Source organism: Citrobacter sp. Cpo069, from assembly GCF_030332785.1.
GTDB classification, from domain to species: Bacteria; Pseudomonadota; Gammaproteobacteria; order Enterobacterales; family Enterobacteriaceae; genus Citrobacter; species Citrobacter portucalensis.
In genome coordinates this window covers 26305-48975 of sequence record NZ_JAOWHD010000060.1, presented here as the reverse complement: position 1 = coordinate 48975, position 22671 = coordinate 26305, and the positions used below count along the sequence as shown (strand labels likewise).

13 protein-coding genes, 1 tRNA gene and 1 other RNA gene are annotated in these 22671 nt (G+C 53.8%); 9 read left to right on the top strand and 6 right to left on the bottom strand.

The annotated features are described in order from the left end of the window. Nucleotides 1-3: 3 nt before the first annotated feature. The 3 genes from nirB to OGY08_RS18960 all read left to right on the top strand — a co-directional run bounded on the left by nirB (nt 4) and on the right by OGY08_RS18960 (nt 8153). Nucleotides 4-4068: a nitrite reductase large subunit NirB gene (nirB, locus tag OGY08_RS18970; RefSeq protein ID WP_125362579.1), complete on the top strand. Its 4065-nt coding sequence runs from the start codon at nt 4-6 to the stop codon at nt 4066-4068. Further along, on the top strand, nt 4065-6665 hold the full coding sequence (locus tag OGY08_RS18965; RefSeq protein ID WP_057066734.1) for a nitrate reductase: 2601 nt from the start codon (nt 4065-4067) through the stop codon (nt 6663-6665). Before nirB ends, OGY08_RS18965 begins: the two co-directional genes overlap by 4 nt. Nucleotides 6666-6767: 102 nt before the next feature. Next, nucleotides 6768-8153 carry a YchO/YchP family invasin gene (locus tag OGY08_RS18960; RefSeq protein WP_057066833.1) on the top strand — a complete coding sequence of 462 codons (1386 nt, stop codon included), beginning with the start codon at nt 6768-6770 and terminating at the stop codon, nt 8151-8153. 21 nt (nt 8154-8174) lie between these two features. Here OGY08_RS18960 and narL read toward each other — a convergent pair whose 3' ends face one another. Further along, a complete protein-coding gene (gene narL, locus OGY08_RS18955) occupies nt 8175-8825 on the bottom strand; it encodes a two-component system response regulator NarL (RefSeq protein WP_003833392.1) in 651 nt (216 codons plus the stop codon). Then, nucleotides 8818-10614 carry a nitrate/nitrite two-component system sensor histidine kinase NarX gene (gene narX / locus OGY08_RS18950; RefSeq protein ID WP_003833391.1) on the bottom strand — a complete coding sequence of 599 codons (1797 nt, stop codon included), beginning with the start codon at nt 10612-10614 and terminating at the stop codon, nt 8818-8820. The genes narL and narX overlap by 8 nt, the downstream gene beginning before the upstream one ends. Before the next feature lie 340 nt (nt 10615-10954). Between narX and OGY08_RS18945 the strand changes: the two genes are divergently transcribed. The 5 genes from OGY08_RS18945 (at nt 10955) to narI (ending at nt 19404) form a co-directional block, all read left to right on the top strand. Continuing rightward, nucleotides 10955-12346 (top strand): NarK family nitrate/nitrite MFS transporter, encoded by a 1392-nt coding sequence (locus OGY08_RS18945; RefSeq protein ID WP_003833390.1) that lies wholly within the window; start codon nt 10955-10957, stop codon nt 12344-12346. Between the two features lie 395 nt (nt 12347-12741). After that, nucleotides 12742-16485: a nitrate reductase subunit alpha gene (locus tag OGY08_RS18940; RefSeq protein ID WP_032943696.1), complete on the top strand. Its 3744-nt coding sequence runs from the start codon at nt 12742-12744 to the stop codon at nt 16483-16485. Next, a complete protein-coding gene (gene narH, locus OGY08_RS18935) occupies nt 16482-18020 on the top strand; it encodes a nitrate reductase subunit beta (RefSeq protein ID WP_003833388.1) in 1539 nt (512 codons plus the stop codon). The genes OGY08_RS18940 and narH overlap by 4 nt, the downstream gene beginning before the upstream one ends. Beyond that, nucleotides 18017-18727: a nitrate reductase molybdenum cofactor assembly chaperone gene (gene narJ / locus OGY08_RS18930; RefSeq protein ID WP_048216248.1), complete on the top strand. Its 711-nt coding sequence runs from the start codon at nt 18017-18019 to the stop codon at nt 18725-18727. Before narH ends, narJ begins: the two co-directional genes overlap by 4 nt. After that, nucleotides 18727-19404, top strand: a complete 678-nt coding sequence (gene narI / locus OGY08_RS18925) for a respiratory nitrate reductase subunit gamma (RefSeq protein ID WP_003833386.1) — start codon at nt 18727-18729, stop codon at nt 19402-19404. The genes narJ and narI overlap by 1 nt, the downstream gene beginning before the upstream one ends. Nucleotides 19405-19856: 452 nt before the next feature. On the opposite strand, the gene OGY08_RS18920 is transcribed toward narI, so the two are convergent. The 4 genes from OGY08_RS18920 to OGY08_RS18905 all read right to left on the bottom strand — a co-directional run bounded on the left by OGY08_RS18920 (nt 19857) and on the right by OGY08_RS18905 (nt 21626). Continuing rightward, nucleotides 19857-19987, bottom strand: a non-coding RNA gene (locus OGY08_RS18920) — RtT sRNA. Nucleotides 19988-20031: 44 nt separating this feature from the next. Beyond that, nucleotides 20032-20116, bottom strand: a tRNA-Tyr gene (locus tag OGY08_RS18915). Between the two features lie 156 nt (nt 20117-20272). Then, the gene (gene purU / locus OGY08_RS18910) at nt 20273-21115 is read right to left on the bottom strand and encodes a formyltetrahydrofolate deformylase (protein ID WP_258885911.1); all 843 of its coding nucleotides are present in this window, start codon (nt 21113-21115) and stop codon (nt 20273-20275) included. 55 nt (nt 21116-21170) lie between these two features. Beyond that, the gene (locus OGY08_RS18905; RefSeq protein WP_032943690.1) at nt 21171-21626 is read right to left on the bottom strand and encodes a YchJ family protein; all 456 of its coding nucleotides are present in this window, start codon (nt 21624-21626) and stop codon (nt 21171-21173) included. A 111-nt stretch (nt 21627-21737) separates the two neighbouring features. On the opposite strand from OGY08_RS18905, the gene rssA reads away from it, so the two are divergent. Continuing rightward, on the top strand, nt 21738-22649 hold the full coding sequence (gene rssA / locus OGY08_RS18900; protein ID WP_008784956.1) for a patatin-like phospholipase RssA: 912 nt from the start codon (nt 21738-21740) through the stop codon (nt 22647-22649). The last annotated feature ends 22 nt before the right edge of the window (nt 22650-22671 follow it).

Genomic DNA, 22671 nt, shown 5'->3' with positions numbered 1-22671 from the left:
AAGATGACGCGACTGGTCATTGTGGGTCATGGCATGGCGGCAACTCGTCTGATTGAGGCGCTTGTTATGTACAAAAACGGCGGCATTTCCGTCACCGTTATTGGTGAAGAGCCGCAGCTTGCCTACAACCGGATCCAACTTTCCCCGGTGCTGGGGGGAGAAAAGCCCTTTGCGCAAACTTTGCTTCATCCGGCGCAGTGGTATCTCGATCACGGCGTGACGGTTCTGAGCGATGAAGCTGTGTTGGCCGTTGATGCCACCAGCCGCAGCCTGACCACCACAAAACGGCTTTTGTTCTGGGATGAGCTGGTATTTGCCACCGGATCGTATCCGTTTATTCCGCCCATTCCCGGCGTCCAACAACCGCATGTTCATGCTTTTCGCACGATGCAGGATGTCGAGGCGATTCTCCAACGGTCTGGGCCAAAGGTGGTGTTGGGTGGTGGCGTTCTCGGCGTGGAGGCCGCGGCAGCCTTACGTCTTCACGGTGACGATGTCACGTTGATTCATCGCGCGGGAAGGCTGATGGAACAACAGCTTGATCAACAGGCCAGCGATCTGTTGCAGGCACAACTAACAGGACGCGGTATTCGCTGCGAGCTTAGTTCCGGGCTCGTCAGTATCGAAGCCGACTGCGTAACGTTGCTCGATGGCCAGCGTATTGCGGCGAATGGCGTGGTGATTGCCACGGGGGTCAAACCCAATATCACCCTGGCGCAGGCGTGCGGTGTTGTTTGTCAGCAGGGGATCGTGGTGGATGAACAGCTTCGCACCTCAATGCCCGGCATTAGCGCCGTTGGGGAATGCTGCGAGATTAACGGCCAGACGTGGGGACTGGTTGCGCCGTGCCTGAAACAGGCTGAGGTGTTGGCTGCGCGACTGGCGGGTTTTACCGATGCTGGATTTGGCTGGCAGGCGAGCGGAACGCGCCTCAAGGTGACGGGAATTGATCTGTTTAGTGCAGGCGTAACGGACACGACGGCGACGGATGCCACCCTGAGCACATACGATCCGCTCAGCGGGCACTATCGCCGCTTGCTGACGCGTGATGGAAAACTCCATGGTGTGCTGCTGATGGGCGATTGCCATAGCGCAGCGCCATTAACCGATTTGCTGGCCCAGGGGGCGACAGCCCACTCCGACTGGCTCTTCGACCGCTTTGATACGCAGCCATCGGCTGCAGGACAGATGACGATGACAAAACCGACGCTGGCTGTTGTGGGACACGGTATGGTTGGCCACCATTTTCTTGAGCAATGCGTAAGCCGTAATCTGCATTTGCATTATCACATTGTGGTGTTTGGCGAAGAACGTTATGCCGCCTATGACCGGGTGCATCTGTCAGAGTATTTCGCCGGGCGCAGCGCGCAATCACTTTCGCTTGTCGCTGATGATTTCTTTGCCCGTAGTGGCATAGAGCTACGTTTGGGGCAATGCGTGACCGAGATCGATCGTGAGATGCGCGTCATCCGCAACGCCGACGGACATGAAACCCACTGGGATTCGCTGGTGCTTGCCACCGGATCGTATCCGTTTGTCCCCCCTGTGAAAGGTGGGGACTCACCCGCCTGCTTTGTTTATCGTACGTTGGACGATTTGGATGCCATTGCAGCGAAAGCGAAAAGTGCGCGCCGCGGGGTGGTGATCGGCGGTGGCCTGCTTGGTCTGGAGGCTGCGAACGCGCTGCGTCAGCTTGGGCTGGAAACGCATGTTGTTGAGTTTGCCGCTAATCTGATGGCGGTGCAGCTGGATAACGCCGGTGCCGCGATGTTACGAGAAAAGATAGAGGCGCTCGGCGTTGGCGTCCACACCGCAAAATCGACCACGGAAATTGAAAGCACCACTGACGGACTGGTACTGCACTTTGCCGACGGCGAAAAGCTGGAAACCGAAATGGTGGTTTTTTCTGCGGGTATTCGTCCGCAGGATGCGCTGGCGCGTCGCAGTGGTTTAGATATTGGCGAATGCGGTGGGATTTGTATCGATAGCCACTGTCGCACGTCAGATGACGCCATTTTTGCGATCGGCGAATGTGCGCTGTGGGAAGGGCGAGTCTTTGGCCTTGTCGCGCCGGGATATCAAATGGCGCGGGTAGTCGCCGCACAGCTGGCCGGAGAAGATGTCAGTTTTAGCGGTGCGGATATGAGCACCAAGCTCAAGCTGCTGGGCGTTGATGTCGCTTCTTTTGGCGATGCGCATGCCCGTACGCCGGGCGCGAAAAGCTATCAATGGACGCATGGTCCCGAGCAGATCTACAAAAAGATCGTCGTCAGCGCAGAGGGCAAAACGCTGTTGGGCGGAGTGCTGGTTGGCGATGCTGGCGATTACGCCACGCTATTGCAAATGATGTTGAATGGGATGCCGCTTCCTGGTCAGCCGGAATCGCTGATCCTGCCCGCGCTGGCGGGCGGTGCGCCAAAAGCGCTTGGGGTTGCGGCATTGCCCGATACAGCGCAAATCTGCTCTTGTCATAACGTCAGTAAGGCCGATATATGCCGGGCGGTAAGTGCTGGTGCGACGGACATTGGCGCCATCAAACAGTGCACTAAAGCGGCGACCGGTTGTGGCGGATGCAGCGCGCTGGTGAAACAGGTGATGGAGCACCAACTTGCGGCCCAGGGCGTTGAGGTCAAAAAGGATATCTGTGAACATTTTCCCTGGTCGCGCCAGGAGATTTATCACCTTGTACGGGTGAACCATATCCATACTTTCGAACAGTTGATTAGCCGTTACGGCCATGGTCACGGCTGCGAAATCTGTAAACCTCTGGTGGGGTCAGTGCTGGCGTCCTGCTGGAATGAGTATCTGCTTAAACCAGCGCACTTACCGCTGCAGGACACGAACGATCGCTATTTTGCCAATATTCAAAAAGACGGTTCCTATTCTGTGGTCCCGCGTATGCCTGCGGGAGAGGTCACACCGGACGGCCTGATCGCCATAGGACAGATTGCGAAACGTTATCAGCTGTACAGCAAAATCACCGGCGGGCAACGGGTGGATCTTTTCGGCGCGCGTCTGGAACAGTTACCCGATATCTGGCGCGAACTGGTGGCTGCGGGATTTGAAACAGGACATGCGTACGGGAAGTCGTTGCGAACGGTGAAGTCCTGCGTTGGATCGACCTGGTGTCGCTACGGCGTACAGGATTCAACGGCAATGGCGGTGATGCTTGAAAATCGCTACAAAGGGTTGCGTGCACCACACAAAATTAAAATGGCGGTGTCCGGTTGTACCCGGGAATGTGCCGAGGCACAGAGTAAGGATGTGGGCGTCATTGCGACGGATAAAGGCTGGAATCTCTATCTGTGCGGCAATGGAGGAATGAAACCACGCCATGCCGATTTGTTTGCCAGTGATTTAGATGATACCGCGCTGATGCGCACTATCGACCGTTTCCTGATGTTCTACATTCGCACCGCGGATCGTCTGCAACGTACCAGCACCTGGATGGATAACCTGGAAGGGGGCATTGCGTATTTGCGTGAAGTGATCCTCGACGACAGTTTAGGGATTGCCAGTGAACTGGAACAAGAGATGGCGCGGGTTGTGGAAAGCTACCAGTGCGAATGGCAAACCACGCTCAGTAGCCCGCAGCGTCTGGCGCTGTTTCGTTCATATATCAATAGTGATGAGGCGGATGAGACGGTTGCCCGTGCGCCTTTACGCGGGCAACCGCAGTTGGCTAAACCTGCATCCAGGGGCCGTGAGTCATTACCGACAAAACCCTGGCAGGAGATATGCGCCCTTGATGCTATCCCTGAGCAGGCGGGTATTGGCGCACGTCTGGGAGATGTGCAAATTGCATTATTCCGCTTTGGGCAGACGATTTATGCCCTTGATAACCTTGAACCCGGTAGCGCTGCGCAGGTGTTATCGCGCGGTATTCTGGGGGATGTGCAGGGTGAGCCGATTGTTATCTCGCCGCTGTATAAACAACGTATCCGTCTGCGCGATGGCCGTCAGTATGACAGCGGAGAACAGGCGGTACGCGCCTGGCCGGTGAAAGTGGAGGCGGGCAAAGTGTGGGTGGGAACTCAGGCGTTGATCCTGCGGGCGGAGGCATCATGAGTGAGACTCGTACAACGTGCCCGTACTGTGGCGTTGGCTGCGGCGTGATTGCGCAGGTAGACGATAATGGCGTCACCGTCAGAGGCGACCCCGAACATCCGGCAAACTTTGGCCGCTTGTGCGTCAAAGGCGCGGCGCTGGCTGAAACCACAGGACTTAGCGGCAGGTTGTTGCAACCGATGGTGGATGGCGAAACGGCGAGTTGGTCGCAGGCGCTGGACACCGCCGGTGAACGTCTGCGCGCTATCATCGCTCAGCATGGACCGCATGCCGTGGCCTTTTATGCCTCTGGGCAACTGCTGACGGAGGATTACTATGCGGCGAATAAGCTGATGAAAGGCTTCATTGGCGCGGCCAATATTGATACCAATTCGCGGCTTTGTATGTCGTCTGCGGTGACCGGATACAAGCGGGCGCTGGGAGCGGATGTCGTGCCCTGCAGTTATGAGGACATCGAACGCAGTGATTTGGTGGTATTGGTGGGATCGAATGCAGCATGGACGCATCCGGTGCTGTATCAGCGTCTGGTGCAGGCGCGTAATGCTAATCCGTCGATGAAAGTCGTGGTTATCGATCCTCGTCGCACCGCAACCTGTGATATCGCCGATCTGCATCTTTCCCTGCTGCCCGGTAGCGATGCTGGGCTGTTTGTCGGCTTACTGAACACGATTGTGGCTGAGGGGAATGCGCAAAGTGAATTTGATGACGCTGTAGAAACGTTTGCTATCGCGCACGACTGGAGCCTCGCGCGTGTGGCGCAGTTTTGCGGGCTGGATGTTGCCGATGTTGTCACCTTCTATGACTGGTTTATGCGCGCGCCAACAGCCATCACGTTATACACCATGGGCATTAACCAGTCTGCCAGCGGTAGCGATAAGTGTAATGCGATTATTAACGTGCATTTGGCCAGCGGTAAGTTTGGTCGACAGGGGTGCGGTCCATTTTCGCTGACCGGGCAACCCAATGCGATGGGCGGCCGGGAAGTTGGCGGGTTGGCGACGCAGCTGGCGGCGCATATGAATTTTGAACCCCAGGATCTTGCCCGCCTTTCCCGCTTCTGGGGGACTGAAAGGTTGGCGCAGACGCCTGGTTTGATGGCCGTGGATTTGTTTGAGGCGATCGGTAAAGGCGACGTTAAAGCGGTATGGATCATGGGGACAAACCCGGCGGTGTCATTACCGGACAGCCATGCCGTGTGCCAGGCGTTGGCAGCCTGTCCACTGGTGATCGTCTCTGAAGTCGTGGCAGACACGGATACCAGCCGCTACGCGCATATTCGGTTTCCGGCGCAGGCCTGGGGCGAAAAAAACGGTACGGTGACGAACTCAGAACGACGGATCTCGCGCCAGCGTGCATTTTTACCTGCGCCGGGTGAGACGAGGGCGGACTGGTGGATCGTTGCGCAAATGGCGAAACAGTTGGGTTTTGCCCATGCGTTTGGCTGGCAAAGCGCATGGGAGGTATTTTGTGAACATGCGGCGCTTTCCGGTTATGAAAACAGGGGGGAACGTGCATTTGATATCGGCGCGTTAGCGGAGCTGACGCATCAACAGTGGGATGAGATGACGCCGGTTCGCTGGCCAGTGAGTACCGGCTCATCAACGCTAAATTTTTGGCAGGGGTGGCGTGGTAACCAACGTTTACGCCTGGTATCTGTTACACCACAGGGGATGAAAACGGCCTGTGATGCCCTCTATCCATTGGTGCTAAACAGTGGTCGCATTCGCGATCAGTGGCACACTATGACGCGGACGGGGACGATTTCACGCCTGATGCAGCACATCAATGAACCGCTGGTAGAAATTGCACCAGAGGATGCCTATCGCTTCAAGCTGAATGAAGGTGCGCTATGCCGGGTTAACTCCCCGCTCGGCGTAATGGTTGGTAGGGTGACCATTCACCGTGGACAGCGGCCAGGGAGCGTCTTCACTTCAATGCATTGGAATAATCATTTTGCCCGTCAAGGGCGGGTAAATGCATTGGTGGCGCCGATTTGTGATCCTGACTCTGGACAGCCGGAAAGCAAACAGACAGCGGTGCGCATTATGGTATGGCAGCCCCGGTGGCTGGGAGAGCTGTTTTGTCGCTCCGCGCTGACGTTTCCGGGGTTCGTTCACTGGTGGCGCAAAAGTGCTGACAATGCCTTGCGTTATACGCTGGCGGGCGACAGCGATATTTCTACGTGGCTGCAACAATATTGTGTGACGCAAAGCTGGCAACTTCAGCAGGCGAAATGGGAGCAGGGACTGAATCTGTTGGCCTGGCATGAAGGAAAGCTGATGCTTGGGCTCTGGTCAGCGGCAACGCTGCCGCAGATTGATGATGCGGCGATCCTCAGCGCATTCGTGCAAACGCCGGAAAATGCTCAGACTCGTCACGCACTGTTGGGCGGGAAACCCGGTGGTATTACGGCTGATAAGGGCGCGACTATTTGTAGTTGTTATAGCGTAGGAGAAAAGGCCATTACCCAGGCTATCGCTAACGGTTGTGATACGGTTCAGGCATTGGGAAAAGCGTTACGTTGCGGGAGTAATTGCGGATCGTGTATTCCGGAACTGAAGACATTACTGGCACAAAAAATCACACTCAATGATTAAGGATATTCCTGAAAATTTGAGAAAAAGCTGCAAAGGGGACGTCGGACAGGTAGGATTTACGCTGTGGTCCCCAAATTCAATGATATAAAAGCCAGTAACGATTTGAGCCGTTTTGTTTGCTGCAGATTTTCTCTTCTCCTACTCTTGCCGCTGGCAGGCGGTATTGCCAGCGCGCAGCCATCTTTTGTGCACCAGGCTGAAAATCCTTTCGATAACAATAGTGATGGCTTGCCCGATCTCGGTATGGCGCCGGAGTCGCGGGCAGGCGAAAAGCACTTTGCCGAAATGGTCAAAGCGTTTGGTGAAGCCAGCATGACCGATAACGGGCTTGATACGGGTGAACAGGCGAAGCAGTTCGCGTTTGGTCAGGTGCGTGACACGGTCAGCGAACAGGTTAATCAGCAACTGGAATCCTGGCTCTCTCCCTGGGGAAACGCCAGCGTTGGATTGCAGGTGGATAACGAAGGCAGCTTTACCGGAAGTCGGGGAAGTTGGTTTATCCCATGGCAGGACAATCAACGATATTTAACCTGGAGCCAGTTGGGGCTGACGCAACAGGACGAAGGTTTAGTCAGCAATGCGGGGATTGGGCAGCGCTGGGTACGCGACGGCTGGTTTCTGGGTTACAACACCTTTTATGACAACCTGTTGGATGAAAATCTGCCCCGGGGAGGCCTTGGCGCCGAGGCGTGGGGCGAATACTTGCGCTTATCCGCTAACTATTACCAACCGTTGTCCTCCTGGCAGGAGCGTTCCGCAACCCAGGAACAACGGATGGCCCGCGGCTACGACCTGACTGCGCAAATGCGCATGCCGTTCTATCAACACCTCAATACCAGCGTCAGCGTGGAACAGTATTTTGGCGACCGGGTGGATTTGTTTCATTCCGGAACCGGGTACCACAATCCTGTGGCGGTGAATCTGGGATTGAGCTATACGCCGGTGCCATTGATTACCGTGACGGCACAACATAAGCAGGGCGAAAGCGGAGTCAGCCAGAATAACCTTGGCTTAACGCTGAATTACCGCTTTGGCGTGCCGCTAAAAAAACAACTGATGGTCAGCGAGGTGGCAAACAGCCGATCGCTGCGCGGCAGTCGTTATGACGATCCGCAGCGTAACAATCTGCCGACGCTGGAATATCGCCAGCGTAAAACATTGTCGGTATTTTTGGCCACGCCGCCCTGGGATCTCAAGTCTGGTGAGACGGTGGCGCTGAAGCTGCAGGTGCGTAGTTTGCATGGGATCCGCCATTTGACCTGGCAGGGTGATACCCAGGCGTTGAGTTTAACGGCGGGTAGCGATAACCGAAGCGCGCAAGGCTGGACGATTATTATGCCGAAGTGGGACAGCAGCGAAGGCGCGACAAACCGCTGGCGGTTGTCTGTGGTGGTAGAAGATGAGCAGGGTCAGCGTGTCTCTTCCAATGAGATCACGCTATCACTGACCGAACCGTTTATTACCGTTTCGGAAAATGATCCTCGTTAGCAATGAAGCATCAACGCGTTATCAGAAAATGCGTTCCTGATGTACCCATACCGCGGCTTCGACGCGTGATTTGAGCTTCATTTTCTTCAACATATGCTTCACATGGACTTTTACCGTACTTTCAGTGATGTCCAGACGACGGGCGATCATCTTGTTCGGCAGTCCCTGGGCAATGAGCTTGAGAATGTCGCGCTCACGCGGTGTCAGTTGGGTGACATCACGGTCCGACGTTGCACGATTAGCACGCAGGCTGGCGGCCAGAACCGGCGTTAAGGCTTCACTCAGCACCATTTCACCGGCCGCTGACTGTTGTAAGGCTTTGAGTAAATCTTCAGGCTCCATATCTTTCAGCAGATAACCGTCAGCGCCGCGTTTCAGTGCGGTAACTACGTCTTCTTCATGATTGGATACGCTAAACACAACGATACGGCCCGACAGTGACTTTTCACGCAGCTTATCGAGAGTTTCCAGACCGTTCATGCCGGGCATGTTGAGATCAAGCAGGATCAGATCGGGATCAAGGGATTCAGCCAGCTCGATACCCTGCTCACCATTGCTGGCTTCGCCGACAACGGTAATATCGGGCGCCATGCTGACAAGCTGTTTTACACCGGTTCGCAGCATCGGATGATCGTCGATCAACAGGATGGTTGCCGGTTCCAGATTACTCATGGGTATCTCCTTGGACTTCTGTGAAGTTTGTTTCGGGAATAAAAGTGACAGCAACTTCAGTACCGCCCGTCTCGCGACGGCGTACGCGGCAATCGCCGCGCAAGCTCTGCGCACGATCGCGCATTATAATCATGCCGTAGTGGTTACTGCGTTCGGCGTTTTCCGGTACGCCGCAGCCGTTATCTTGCACTGTTAGTTTGACCTGCTTGCCATTTTGCACCACCGTCACGACCACTTCATTGGCCTGAGAGTGTTTAAGTGCATTACTCAGGGCTTCGCGCGCAATTTGTAGCAGGTGAATCGCCTGATGCGAAGGGACCAGGCGTGGCGGTAGCTGATAATCCAGCTTAACCGTAAATCCAAAACGGGCGCTGTACTCCTGACAGCTGGCTTCCAGCGCCGGCCGTAATCCAGGTTCCGTGAGCTGTAAACGGAAGGTGGTTAACAGCTCACGCAGTTGTGCCCATGAAGCATTCAGCTCGTTACGAATCTGGCTGAGCAACTCGCGACAGTTATCTGAAAGCGCATCGCCCTGCATCTGCAAACAGCTAACCTGCATCTTCATACAAGAGAGCGATTGTGCAATAGAATCATGAAGTTCGCGTGCAATGGTGGCACGCTCTTCCATCACGATCAACTGCTGCTGACGCTCCTGATGTCTGTCGAGCGCGAGCGTTGCGGTCAGTTGCTCAACCAGGGTATCAACCAGCTGTTGCTGATCGTGGCTGAGATGGCGTCCGTTCGGCAAGGTAGCGAGCAGAATACCATACTGGGTATGCGCATCGGTCAGCCGCCATTTCAATGTGATCCCGCCGTCAATCGCGGGCAGCGTTCCGCGAGGACACAGATGGCAACCTTTTTCATCACAGCTGGCATTGGACTGACAGGTAAATTCCTGATGATTGTCTTCATCTTCCAGGTCGTAAACCCGGAGTTCAATATCATGTAGCAAGGTCAAATTTTGCAGACCGTTCAGCACCGGAGAGAGGCGTTCGCACAACGGCACCTGAGAGTGCAGGCGGCGGTTGGCTTGCCACAGAAAAGAAAGGATCTGATTTTTGTGCTCCAGTCCCGCCGTTTTTTCCTGCACCCGCTGTTCCAGCACGGCATAACTTTCGGCCAGTTCTTCCGACATATTATTCAGTGCCGAGCCCAGAGCGGCCATCTCATTACGCCCGCTGATACGCGCGCGTTGGGTAAAATCACGTTGGCTGACGGCTCGCGCCATCGCCAGCAGCTGCTTCCACGGCTCTAACAGGCGCACGCGCAGCCAGATAATGGTGAAAACCAGCAGCAATGCCATAAATATGGCCATCAGGCGATGCAGCAGGACGACGCGTTCAATGCGTAATTCGGTGGTATGGTCAAAGGCGGTAACCAGCTTATCCAGACCGCCTACAAAGCGCGTCACATCCTGCGCTACCGCATCAGGCGTTTGCGCATGCGCAAGCCCCGGCGCCAGTTCAGTGTGCCAGTAATCCTGTAGTGCTTTTAACTGCGCCTGTTGTCCGTCTCGCTTTGCGGCACGCGTCAACTCCGGGCTAAATGCCGTTTTCTCCATTTCATCCAGAAGCGGTTGATCGCTAGCGTCCAGCGGTACGGCTGCCAGCAGGCGATAACTCTGCATGCGCAGCGATCCCGCTTTGTTGATTGCATGGGCGCTACCCTGAACGCCCTGAACCAGCCAGCCGGAGACAGCCATACCCGCCACGCCGATGGCTGTGGACAATAAAACAATCAGCGCCACCTGGTTGACCAGCGTAAGCGGGGAGAGACAACGTTTAAACATGGTGACTTGTTCCTTCGGGTTTTCGTCGAACAGAAAACCTTATTGAATGACGATTCTGCTGCAGGCAGTGGCGTTATTCTCGGCGATACACTGGAGTATACCCATACCTCAAACGGGCTACCTCTTAATTGCCAGTGGAGGGAGAGATCCTGGGCGAGGGGGAGTAGGGGGCGACAGAAGCGTGAAAAACCACATCTTTTTTACCGAAGTTATGTACTCATTTAGGGTAATGATAAATTTTAGGCATGAATAATGACACCTTTTCCTTTGATTTATATCAACTTACCTCCAGCTGTAAACCCTAATGTTGCAGGCATCGAAACAAGTATCAGAGGTGTCTATGAGTCACTCATCTGCCCCGGAAAGGGCATCTGGAGCTGTAATTACCGAATGGCGGCCGGAAGATCCCGCCTTCTGGCAGCAGCGTGGTCAACGAATCGCCAGCCGTAACCTGTGGATTTCCGTCCCTTGCTTGCTGCTGGCGTTTTGCGTGTGGATGTTATTTAGCGCCGTGGCGGTGAACTTACCGAAAGTCGGATTTGATTTCACCACTGAACAGCTGTTCATGCTGACGGCATTACCTTCGGTGTCCGGCGCGCTGCTGCGTGTACCGTACTCCTTTATGGTTCCCCTGTTTGGTGGACGTCGCTGGACAGCGTTTAGCACCGGTATCCTGATCATTCCTTGCGTATGGTTAGGTTTTGCGGTGCAGGATACCTCCACGCCGTTTAGTACCTTTATTATTATCTCTCTGTTGTGCGGTTTCGCCGGTGCGAACTTTGCGTCCAGCATGGCAAACATCAGTTTCTTCTTTCCAAAACAGAAACAGGGTGGTGCGCTGGGTCTGAACGGTGGCCTGGGCAACATGGGCGTCAGCGTGATGCAGTTGGTTGCGCCGCTGGTGGTTTCACTGTCAATCTTTGCCGCATTTGGTAGCCACGGGGTTGAACAACCGGATGGTACGCAGCTGTATCTGGCAAACGCCGCATGGATTTGGGTACCGTTCCTTGCGGTGTTAACGCTGGCTGCATGGTTTGGTATGAATGAACTGGCAACCTCAAAAGCGTCGCTGAAAGAGCAATTGCCGGTGCTGAAACGTGGGCATCTGTGGATTATGAGCCTGCTGTATCTGGCAACCTTCGGTTCATTCATCGGTTTCTCTGCCGGTTTTGCCATGTTGTCAAAAACGCAGTTTCCTGAGGTACAGATCCTGCATTACGCCTTCTTTGGACCGTTGATTGGCGCGCTGGCTCGTTCAGCGGGTGGCGCAATCTCTGACCGTCTGGGTGGAACCCGTGTAACGCTGGTGAACTTTGTGCTGATGGCTATTTTCAGTGCCTTACTGTTCCTGACGCTGCCATCAAACGGCGTTGGCGGCAACTTTATCGCCTTCTTCGCGGTGTTCCTGGCATTGTTCCTGACGGCTGGTCTGGGGAGTGGTTCAACCTTCCAGATGATCTCCGTTATCTTCCGCAAGCTGACGATGGACAGAGTGAAAGCTGAAGGTGGTTCAGAAGAGAAAGCAATGCGCGAAGCAGCAACCGACACCGCGGCAGCGTTGGGCTTTATCTCAGCCATTGGTGCGATTGGCGGCTTCTTTATCCCGAAAGCATTTGGTACCTCCCTGGCGTTAACCGGTTCGCCGGTCGATGCGATGAAAGTCTTTCTGATCTTCTATGTCGCTTGTGTGGTCATCACCTGGGCGGTATACGGACGGCATTCTAAAAAGTAAAAAAGTAGTAGCAGTTGATTATCCATTGCGCGGTGTTAGACCGCGCTTTTTTTTGCTCTAAATTAGTTACAACATACTTGTATGTGAGCTCATGACGAAAGTCTGCAAAAACGGTGCTGGTAATATGCCTGCCAGGGGGGATACCCCTTAATACCCACTTATAAAGAATTTAACATTTGTATGATAAGTGAATTATTTAAAATCCTTTAAATTCAGAATATTACGTTAAAAAACAATATCCCACTTTGGGGGTATGTAAAAACCAACCTTCATTTTTCATCCCTGCATGCCTTGATCGTTATCAATTCTCACGCCCTTTCAGAGCGTTACCTTCGCTCTCAATCAAGCAATGTCGATTTATCAGAGAGCCGTCAGGCTCCTACAGGAGAAAACCGATGAGTAAATTCCTGGACCGGTTTCGCTACTTCAAGCAGAAGGGCGAAACCTTTGCCGATGGGCATGGCCAGCTTCTCAATACCAACAGGGACTGGGAGGACGGATACCGCCAGCGTTGGCAGCATGACAAAATCGTGCGTTCAACCCACGGGGTAAACTGCACGGGCTCATGCAGCTGGAAAATCTATGTGAAAAATGGTCTGGTGACCTGGGAGACCCAGCAAACTGACTACCCACGCACGCGTCCAGATATGCCTAACCACGAGCCTCGCGGCTGCCCACGTGGTGCAAGCTATTCCTGGTATCTCTACAGCGCTAACCGTCTGAAATACCCGCTGATGCGCAAACGTCTGATGAAGATGTGGCGTGAAGCAAAAAGACTGCACAGCGATCCGGTAGACGCATGGGCATCCATCATCGAAGACGCCGACAAAGCAAAAAGCTTCAAACAAGCGCGTGGTCGTGGTGGGTTTGTTCGTTCTTCCTGGCAGGAAGTGAATGAACTGATTGCTGCATCTAACGTTTACACCATCAAAACCTATGGCCCTGACCGCGTTGCAGGCTTCTCTCCGATCCCGGCGATGTCGATGGTTTCTTATGCTTCCGGTGCACGCTATATGTCGCTGATTGGCGGTACCTGCCTGAGCTTCTACGACTGGTACTGTGACCTACCGCCGGCTTCCCCGCAAACCTGGGGCGAGCAAACCGACGTACCGGAATCTGCCGACTGGTATAACTCCAGCTACATTCTTGCATGGGGCTCTAACGTACCGCAGACCCGTACTCCGGATGCACACTTCTTTACTGAGGTTCGTTATAAAGGCACCAAAACGGTAGCGATTACTCCGGACTACGCAGAAATTGCCAAACTTTGCGACCTGTGGCTGGCACCGAAGCAGGGAACCGATGCGGCGATGGCAATGGCGATGGGCCATGTCATGTTGCGCGAGTTCCACCTCGATAACCCGAGCCAGTACTTCACCGACTACGTTCGTCGTTATACCGACATGCCAATGCTGGTGATGCTCGAAGAGCGTGACGGCTACTATGCTGCTGGTCGTATGCTGCGTGCGGCGGACCTGGTCGACTCTCTGGGCCAGGAAAATAACCCGGAATGGAAAACCGTCGCTATCAACAACAACGGCGAAATGGTTGCGCCAAACGGTTCAATTGGTTTCCGTTGGGGCGAAAAGGGCAAATGGAACCTTGAGCAACGCGACGGTACGTCCGGTGATGAAACCGAACTGCAACTCAGCCTGCTGGGTAGCCAGGACGATATCGCTGAAGTGGGCTTCCCGTACTTTGGCGGCGAAGGTACCGAGCACTTCAGTAAAGTAGAGCTGGAAAATATTCTGCTGCACAAACTGCCGGTTAAACGCCTGCAGTTGGCCGATGGCTCTACCGCGCTGGTGACCACCGTTTACGACCTGACCATGGCTAACTATGGCCTGGAACGTGGTCTGAACGACGAAAACTGCGCGACCAGCTACGATGACGTGAAAGCGTACACGCCGGCATGGGCAGAAAAAATCACTGGCGTATCACGTTCTCAGATCGTGCGCATTGCCCGTGAATTTGCGGATAACGCCGATAAAACACACGGTCGTTCGATGATCATCGTCGGTGCGGGCCTGAACCACTGGTACCACCTCGATATGAACTATCGTGGCCTGATCAATATGCTGGTGTTCTGCGGTTGTATCGGTCAGAGCGGCGGCGGTTGGGCCCACTACGTCGGCCAGGAAAAACTGCGTCCGCAAACCGGCTGGCAGCCGCTGGCGTTTGCTCTTGACTGGCAGCGTCCGCCTCGTCATATGAACAGCACTTCCTACTTCTATAACCACTCCAGCCAATGGCGCTATGAGACGGTTACTGCGCAGGAACTGCTTTCCCCGATGGCAGACAAATCCCGCTACAGCGGTCATTTGATTGATTTTAACGTTCGCGCTGAACGTATGGGCTGGTTGCCATCTGCGCCGCAGTTAGGGACTAACCCACTGCGTATCGCCGAAGAAGCGCAGAAAGCAGGTATGACGCCGGTGGATTACACCGTTAAATCCCTGAAAGAAGGTTCTATTCGTTTTGCGGCAGAGCAGCCGGAAAACGGTAAAAACCATCCGCGCAACCTGTTTATCTGGCGTTCTAACCTGCTCGGTTCTTCCGGTAAAGGCCACGAGTACATGCTGAAGTATCTGCTGGGTACTGAACATGGTATTCAGGGCAAAGATCTCGGCCAGCAGAGCGGCGTGAAGCCTGAAGAAGTGGAATGGCAGGATAACGGCCTGGACGGCAAACTGGATCTGGTTGTCACGCTGGACTTCCGTCTGTCGAGCACCTGTCTGTATTCCGACATCGTGCTGCCGACCGCAACATGGTATGAAAAAGACGATATGAATACCTCGGACATGCATCCGTTTATTCATCCTCTGTCTGCGGCGGTTGACCCGGCCTGGGAATCGAAGAGTGACTGGGAAATCTACAAAGCCATCGCCAAGAAATTCTCTGAAGTTTGCGTGGGTCATCTCGGTAAAGAAACCGACGTCGTTACGCTGCCAATTCAGCACGACTCTGCCGCAGAACTGGCACAACCGCTGGACGTGAAGGACTGGAAAAAAGGTGAATGTGACCTGATTCCTGGTGTTACCGCACCGCACATCATGACCGTTGAGCGTGATTATCCGGCAACCTACGAGCGTTTCACCTCCATCGGCCCGCTGATGGAAAAAATCGGTAACGGTGGTAAAGGGATTGCCTGGAATACCCAGAGCGAAATGGATCTGCTGCGTAAGCTCAATTACACCAAGGCTGAAGGTCCGGCAAAAGGCCAGCCTTGGCTTAATACCGCAATTGATGCAGCCGAGATGATCCTGACGCTGGCACCGGAAACTAACGGTCAGGTAGCCGTTAAAGCCTGGGCTGCGCTGAGTGAATTTACCGGCCGTGACCATACGCATCTGGCGCTGAATAAAGAAGACGAAAAAATTCGCTTCCGCGATATTCAGGCGCAGCCGCGCAAAATTATCTCCAGCCCGACCTGGTCAGGACTGGAAGATGAACACGTGTCTTATAACGCCGGCTATACCAACGTTCACGAGCTGATCCCATGGCGTACGCTGTCTGGTCGCCAGCAGTTGTATCAGGATCATCAGTGGATGCGTGACTTTGGTGAAAGCCTGCTGGTTTACCGTCCGCCAATCGACACCCGTTCGGTGAAAGCGGTGATCGGCGAGAAATCTAACGGTAACCCGGAAAAAGCGCTCAACTTCCTGACGCCGCACCAGAAATGGGGTATCCACTCCACTTACAGCGACAACTTGCTGATGCTGACGCTGTCACGCGGTGGCCCGATTGTGTGGATGAGCGAAGTCGATGCGAAGGATCTGGGAATCGAAGATAACGACTGGATCGAAGTCTTCAACAGTAACGGTGCGCTGACGGCACGTGCAGTTGTCAGCCAGCGTGTACCGGCCGGGATGACCATGATGTACCACGCGCAGGAACGTATCGTTAACCTGCCGGGTTCAGAAATCACCCAGCAGCGCGGTGGGATCCACAACTCGGTGACCCGTATTACACCGAAACCGACCCATATGATCGGCGGCTATGCGCAGTTGGCCTACGGCTTTAACTACTACGGCACCGTCGGTTCAAACCGTGATGAGTTCGTAGTTGTACGTAAGATGAAGAACATTAACTGGTTGGATGGCGAAGGCAATGACCAGGTACAGGAGAGCGTAAAATGAAAATTCGTTCACAAGTCGGCATGGTGCTGAATCTCGATAAGTGCATCGGCTGCCACACCTGTTCAGTGACCTGTAAAAACGTCTGGACCAGCCGTGAAGGTATGGAGTACGCCTGGTTCAACAACGTCGAAAGTAAGCCTGGCGTTGGCTTCCCGAACGACTGGGAAAACCAGGAAAAATGGAAGGGCGGTTGGATCCGTAAAATCAACGGCAAACTGCAGCCGCGCATGGGTAACAAAGCGCTGCTGTTGGGTAAAATCTTTGCTAACCCGCATCTGCCGGGCATGGATGATTACTACGAGCCGTTTGATTTTGACTACCAGACGTTGCATAACGCCCCGGCAGACAGCAAAGCGCAGCCGATTGCTCGTCCACGCTCGCTCATCACCGGTCAGCGAATGGACAAAATCACCAGCGGTCCGAACTGGGAAGAAATTCTCGGCGGCGAGTTTGAAAAACGCGCCAAAGACCAGAACTTCGAAAACATGCAGAAGGCGATGTACGGTCAGTTCGAAAACACATTCATGATGTACCTGCCGCGTCTGTGTGAGCACTGCCTTAATCCGGCGTGTGTGGCGACCTGTCCGAGCGGCGCTATCTACAAGCGTGAAGAAGATGGCATCGTGCTGATCGACCAGGACAAGTGCCGCGGCTGGCGTATGTGTATCACCGGCTGCCCGTACAAGAAGATCTACTTCAACTGGAAGAGCGGGAAATCTGAGAAGTGCATTTTCTGCTACCCGCGTATCGAAGCTGGTCAGCCGACCGTTTGCTCCGAAACCTGTGTAGGTCGTATCCGTTACCTCGGCGTACTGCTGTATGACGCAGATGCGATCGAAAGTGCAGCAAGCACCGAGCACGAGAAAGATCTGTACCAACGTCAGCTGGACGTGTTCCTCGATCCTAACGATCCGGCTGTTATTGAACAGGCGCTGAAAGATGGTATTCCGCTGAGCGTCATTGATGCCGCACAGCAGTCTCCGGTTTACAAAATGGCGATGGACTGGAAGCTGGCGCTGCCGCTGCATCCGGAATACCGCACACTGCCGATGGTCTGGTACGTGCCGCCATTGTCACCGATTCAGTCAGCTGCTGATGCGGGCGAGCTGGGCAGCAACGGTATTCTGCCGGATGTTGACAGCCTGCGTATTCCGGTTCAGTACCTGGCGAACCTGCTGACTGCAGGTGACACCCAGCCGGTACTGTTGGCGCTGAAACGTATGCTGGCGATGCGTCACTACAAACGTGCGGAAACTGTTGACGGCAAAGTTGATACCCGTGCGCTGGAAGAGGTGGGCTTAAGCGAAGCGCAGGCACAGGAAATGTATCGTTACCTGGCGATCGCAAACTACGAAGATCGTTTCGTGGTACCGAGCAGCCATCGTGAACTGGCACGTGACGCGTTCCCGGAGAAAAGCGGTTGTGGCTTTACCTTCGGCGACGGTTGCCACGGTTCTGATACTAAATTCAATCTGTTCAACAGCCGCCGCATCGACGCTGTCGATGTGACCAGCAAAACGGAGCCGCACCAATGATTGAACTCGTCATTGTTTCGCGTCTGCTCGAGTACCCGGATGCTGCCTTGTGGCAGCATCAGCAGGAACTTTTCGATGCACTCGCGTCATCTGAGAACCTGGATAAAGAGGATGCCCAGACTCTGGGCGTTTTCCTGCGCGATCTAACCGCGCAGGACATGCTGGATGTGCAGGCAGCCTACAGCGAACTGTTTGACCGTGGCCGCGCTACATCGCTGCTGCTGTTTGAACATGTTCACGGTGAATCCCGCGATCGCGGTCAGGCTATGGTTGACCTGATGGCACAGTATGAGCAGCACGGTTTGCAGCTCGACAGCCGCGAACTTCCCGATCATCTGCCGCTGTATCTGGAATACCTTGCGCAACTGCCGAAAAGCGAAGCGCTAGGTGGCTTACAGGATATTGCGCCGATTCTGGCACTGCTTAGCGCTCGTTTGCAACAGCGTGAAAGCCGTTATGCGGTGCTGTTCGATCTGCTGTTAAAACTGGCGAATACCGTTATCGACAGCGATAAAGTGGCTGAAAAAATTGCGGATGAAGCCCGTGACGATACTCCACAAGCGCTGGATGCGGTCTGGGAAGAAGAGCAGGTAAAATTCTTCGCCGATCAGGGGTGTGGCGAGTCGGAAATCTCCGCTCACCAGCGTCGTTTTGCCGGGGCCGTTGCGCCGCAGTATCTGAATATCACCACCGGAGGACAGCACTAATGCACTTCCTGAATACGTTCTTCTTTGACATCTATCCGTACATCGCGGGTTCTGTCTTTCTGATCGGCAGCTGGCTGCGTTATGACTATGGGCAATATACATGGCGTGCGGCTTCCAGTCAGATGCTGGATCGCAAAGGGATGAACCTGGCGTCAAACCTGTTTCACATCGGGATCCTGGGAATCTTTGCTGGGCACTTCCTTGGCATGTTGACGCCGCACTGGATGTATGAAGCCTGGCTACCGCTTGAAGTGAAACAAAAGATGGCAATGTTTGCGGGCGGTGCCAGTGGCCTGATGTGTCTGATTGGTGGTGTACTGCTGCTGAAACGTCGTCTGTTCAGCCCACGCGTGCGGGCCACCACCACCGGAGCGGATATTCTGATCCTCTCACTGCTGGTGATCCAGTGTGCGCTGGGCCTGCTGACCATTCCGTTTTCCGCTCAGCATATGGACGGTAGCGAGATGATGAAGCTGGTGAACTGGGCGCAGACAGTGGTGACCTTCCAGGGCGGAGCGTCTCAGTATCTCGATGGTGTTGCGTTCATTTTCCGTATGCACCTGGTGCTGGGTATGACGCTGTTCCTGTTGTTCCCATTCTCTCGTCTGGTACACATCTGGAGCGTCCCGGTCGAATATCTGACACGCAAATACCAGATTGTTCGCGCGCGTCACTAATCGTATATTTGAGAATGACAAAACCCTGCTTCGGCGGGGTTTTTTTATGCCTGTTTGCCGGATGGCGGCGCAAGCGCCTTATCCGGCCTACGAAGGTATCAGCGAGCGCTGTAGGCCTGATAAGTGCAGCGCATCAGACAAATAGCGGGCACGTATCGAGTTCGTAGGCCAGATAAGTGCAGCGCATCAGACGAATAGCGGGCACGTATCGAGTTCGTAGGCCAGATAAGTGCAGCGCATCAGACGAATAGCGGGCACGTATCGAGTTCGTAGGCCTGATAAGCGCAGCGCATCAGGCAAATTGCGGGCACGTGTTGAGTTTGTAGACCTGATAAGCGCAGCGCATCAGGCAAATTGCGGGCACGTGACGAGTTCGTAGGCCAGATAAGCGCAGCGCATCAGGCAAATAAAGGGCATTGCAGAGGAATTGAGTGTGTTGCTTTATGAAGTGATGGTGGTGGGGGAAGGATTACTCAGCGCTACGCGCTTCGCCCTTCGGGTCGTTGCCTGTGGCAACGCTTTCTCGCTACGCTCGAATCGAACCTTAGTCAAAGCTTCTCATCCTTCCCGCATGGGCAGAATATGGGGCATTAGAGATTGATTTGCTGTTGGTGCTTTATGAAGTGATGGTGGTGGGGGAAGGATTCGAACCTTCGAAGTCGATGACGGCAGATTTACAGTCTGCTCCCTTTGGCCGCTCGGGAACCCCACCACGGGGTAATGCTAATTACTGGCCTGCTTCCGTTGGAAGCGGGGCGCATCATATCAAATGATGCGCCCCTGTAAAGCATTCCGTTGATAAAAAAGAACTGGTTGCCTGATTTTTACACGTAAAGATGTAAAGGTAACCAATTAACTTATCAATCGATTACAGAATAATCGTTCGGTTACCGTAAACAAAGACGCGTTGAGCCAGAACCTGATACAGCGCACGGCTTAATACATTTTTTTCAACGTCGCGACCCGCGCGCATCATATCTTCGGCAGTGTAGGTGTGATCAACATGGATCACGTCCTGCATAATGATTGGGCCTTCATCGAGGTTATCATTCACGTAGTGGGCCGTCGCACCGATGATCTTCACGCCGCGTTCATAAGCCTGATGGTACGGACGAGCACCAATGAATGCTGGCAGGAATGAATGGTGAATATTGATAATCTTATTCGGGAAGCGTGAAACAAATGTCGGGGTCAGAACGCGCATGTATTTAGCCAGCACGACATAATCCGGCTGGTGGGCGTCGATAGCATCAGCCATTTTCTGATCATGTTCTTCACGTGTTAAACCTTCATGGCTCACCAGCTCAAACGGAATATCAAACCGTTCAACCAGAGGACGCAAGGTCTCGTGATTGCCGATCACCGCGGCGATTTCAACATCCAGCCCGCCATAATTGGCCTTCATTAATAAATCGCCCAGGCAATGCGCTTCCTTGGTGACCAAAATGACGATGCGGCGGCGGCCTGCTGGGGTTAATTCACGAATCGAGCCTTCAGGTAAGGCGCTGTCCAGATCGGCAAGCAGCGTGATGTCGTTAAATATGCCCTCCAGTTCGGTACGCATAAAAAAGCGTCCGGTACGGTGGTCCACAAACTCATTGTTCTGCACGATGTTCAGTTCATGCTTGTAACAGATATTTGTAATGCGCGCGATCAGACCTTTTTGGTCCGGGCAAATAGTACGCAGCACTTTTCGTTGTAATGAATGCATTTGCAGCGGTGATCCTGTTGAGAATGTTTGCAAAATTGATACTGTCGGGCGTTGATTAGCCGCAGCACTTTTTAAATTTTTTACCTGAGCCACAAGGGCAGGTATCGTTTCGTCCAATTTGAGGGCGTGTACCGTCTATATAGTACCACTGACCGTTTTCTTTTAAAAAACGAGAGCGCTCGATAATTGCACCTGTTTTACCTTGTTCAGAAAACCGTGCGACAAAACTGACATAGCCGATATTTTCTGTGTCTGCCGTCTCTTGTTCAAAAACGGTCAGCCCGAGCCATTCGGTGTGCGCAAATCCTGCGATAATGTCGTCGCGAAACGCGGCGGCATGACAGTCCGGATGCCAGGTTCTGATAAGGTAATCTGCGTCTTTCATCACAAAAGCACAGTAACGAGAACGCATGAGATGTGACGGCGTAGGTGCTACTTGCGCGCCGGACACATAACGGTAGCAACATAGGCTATACTCGACAGCGCTACCACAGGGACAAAGCTGAGACACAAAGTACTCCCTGGAATATAAAAACGGCGTAAAAACGCCAGAGTGGCACTATGTTAACTGAGCGGTAGCGATGTTGCTACGTCTGCAAGCCAGGGGAAGTTTGTACGTATAATGAGAAAAATAAAAATTGGGCTGGCGCTAGGTTCCGGCGCGGCGCGAGGTTGGTCGCATATTGGCGTTATTAAAGCCCTTAAGCATATGGGCATTGATGTTGATATCGTGGCAGGGTGCTCCATCGGTTCGTTGGTTGGCGCTGCCTACGCCTGCAATAAGCTGCCTGCTCTCGAAAAGTGGGTCTGTTCTTTCAGCTATTGGGATGTTTTACGGTTGATGGATCTCTCGTGGCGCAGGGGAGGTTTACTGCGCGGTGAACGGGTATTCAATCAGTACCGTAATGTGATGCCGGTAGAAGCAATTGAGCAATGTACTCGCCGTTTCGCAACAGTGGCTACCAATCTGAGTACGGGTCGGGAACTTTGGTTCACCGAAGGTGATTTACATCTGGCTGTCCGGGCCTCCTGCAGTATTCCTGGCTTGATGTCACCTGTGGCGCACAATGGTTACTGGCTGGTCGATGGTGCGGTGGTGAATCCTGTCCCTGTCTCCCTGACTCGCGCGTTGGGGGCCGATATTGTTATAGCGGTCGACCTGCAACACGATGCGCATCTCATGCAACAAGATTTACTCTCCTTCAACGTCAATAGCGATGCCGAATCGGGTGATGATGCTGACGAACTCTCATGGCATGCCCGTCTGAAAGAACGCTTGAGCAACATTACGGCCAGGCGTGCAGTAACTGCGCCCACGGCGATGGAGATCATGACGACGTCTATTCAGGTTCTGGAAAACCGACTGAAACGTAACCGCATGGCCGGTGACCCTCCAGACATTCTGATTCAGCCGTTTTGTCCACAAATATCCACGCTGGATTTTCACCGCGCCAGTGCGGCAATTGCTGCCGGGCAGTTAGCGGTCGAGAAGAAAATGGATGAGCTTCTACCCCTGGTGAAAACCAACGTCTAACGCATTTTTTATCAACACTTAA

Excerpts from the sequence above, each read along its gene's own strand:
- nirB (WP_125362579.1), top strand. The coding sequence starts at position 4 with ATGACGCGACTGGTCATTGTGGGTCATGGCATGGCGGCAACTCGTCTG.
- OGY08_RS18965 (WP_057066734.1), top strand. The coding sequence starts at position 4,065 with ATGAGTGAGACTCGTACAACGTGCCCGTACTGTGGCGTTGGCTGCGGC.
- narL (WP_003833392.1), bottom strand. The coding sequence starts at position 8,825 with ATGAGTAATCTGGAACCGGCAACCATCCTGTTGATCGACGATCATCCG.
- narX (WP_003833391.1), bottom strand. The coding sequence starts at position 10,614 with ATGTTTAAACGTTGTCTCTCCCCGCTTACGCTGGTCAACCAGGTGGCG.
- OGY08_RS18945 (WP_003833390.1), top strand. The coding sequence starts at position 10,955 with ATGAGTCACTCATCTGCCCCGGAAAGGGCATCTGGAGCTGTAATTACC.
- OGY08_RS18940 (WP_032943696.1), top strand. The coding sequence starts at position 12,742 with ATGAGTAAATTCCTGGACCGGTTTCGCTACTTCAAGCAGAAGGGCGAA.
- narH (WP_003833388.1), top strand. The coding sequence starts at position 16,482 with ATGAAAATTCGTTCACAAGTCGGCATGGTGCTGAATCTCGATAAGTGC.
- narJ (WP_048216248.1), top strand. The coding sequence starts at position 18,017 with ATGATTGAACTCGTCATTGTTTCGCGTCTGCTCGAGTACCCGGATGCT.
- narI (WP_003833386.1), top strand. The coding sequence starts at position 18,727 with ATGCACTTCCTGAATACGTTCTTCTTTGACATCTATCCGTACATCGCG.
- purU (WP_258885911.1), bottom strand. The coding sequence starts at position 21,115 with ATGCATTCATTACAACGAAAAGTGCTGCGTACTATTTGCCCGGACCAA.
- rssA (WP_008784956.1), top strand. The coding sequence starts at position 21,738 with ATGAGAAAAATAAAAATTGGGCTGGCGCTAGGTTCCGGCGCGGCGCGA.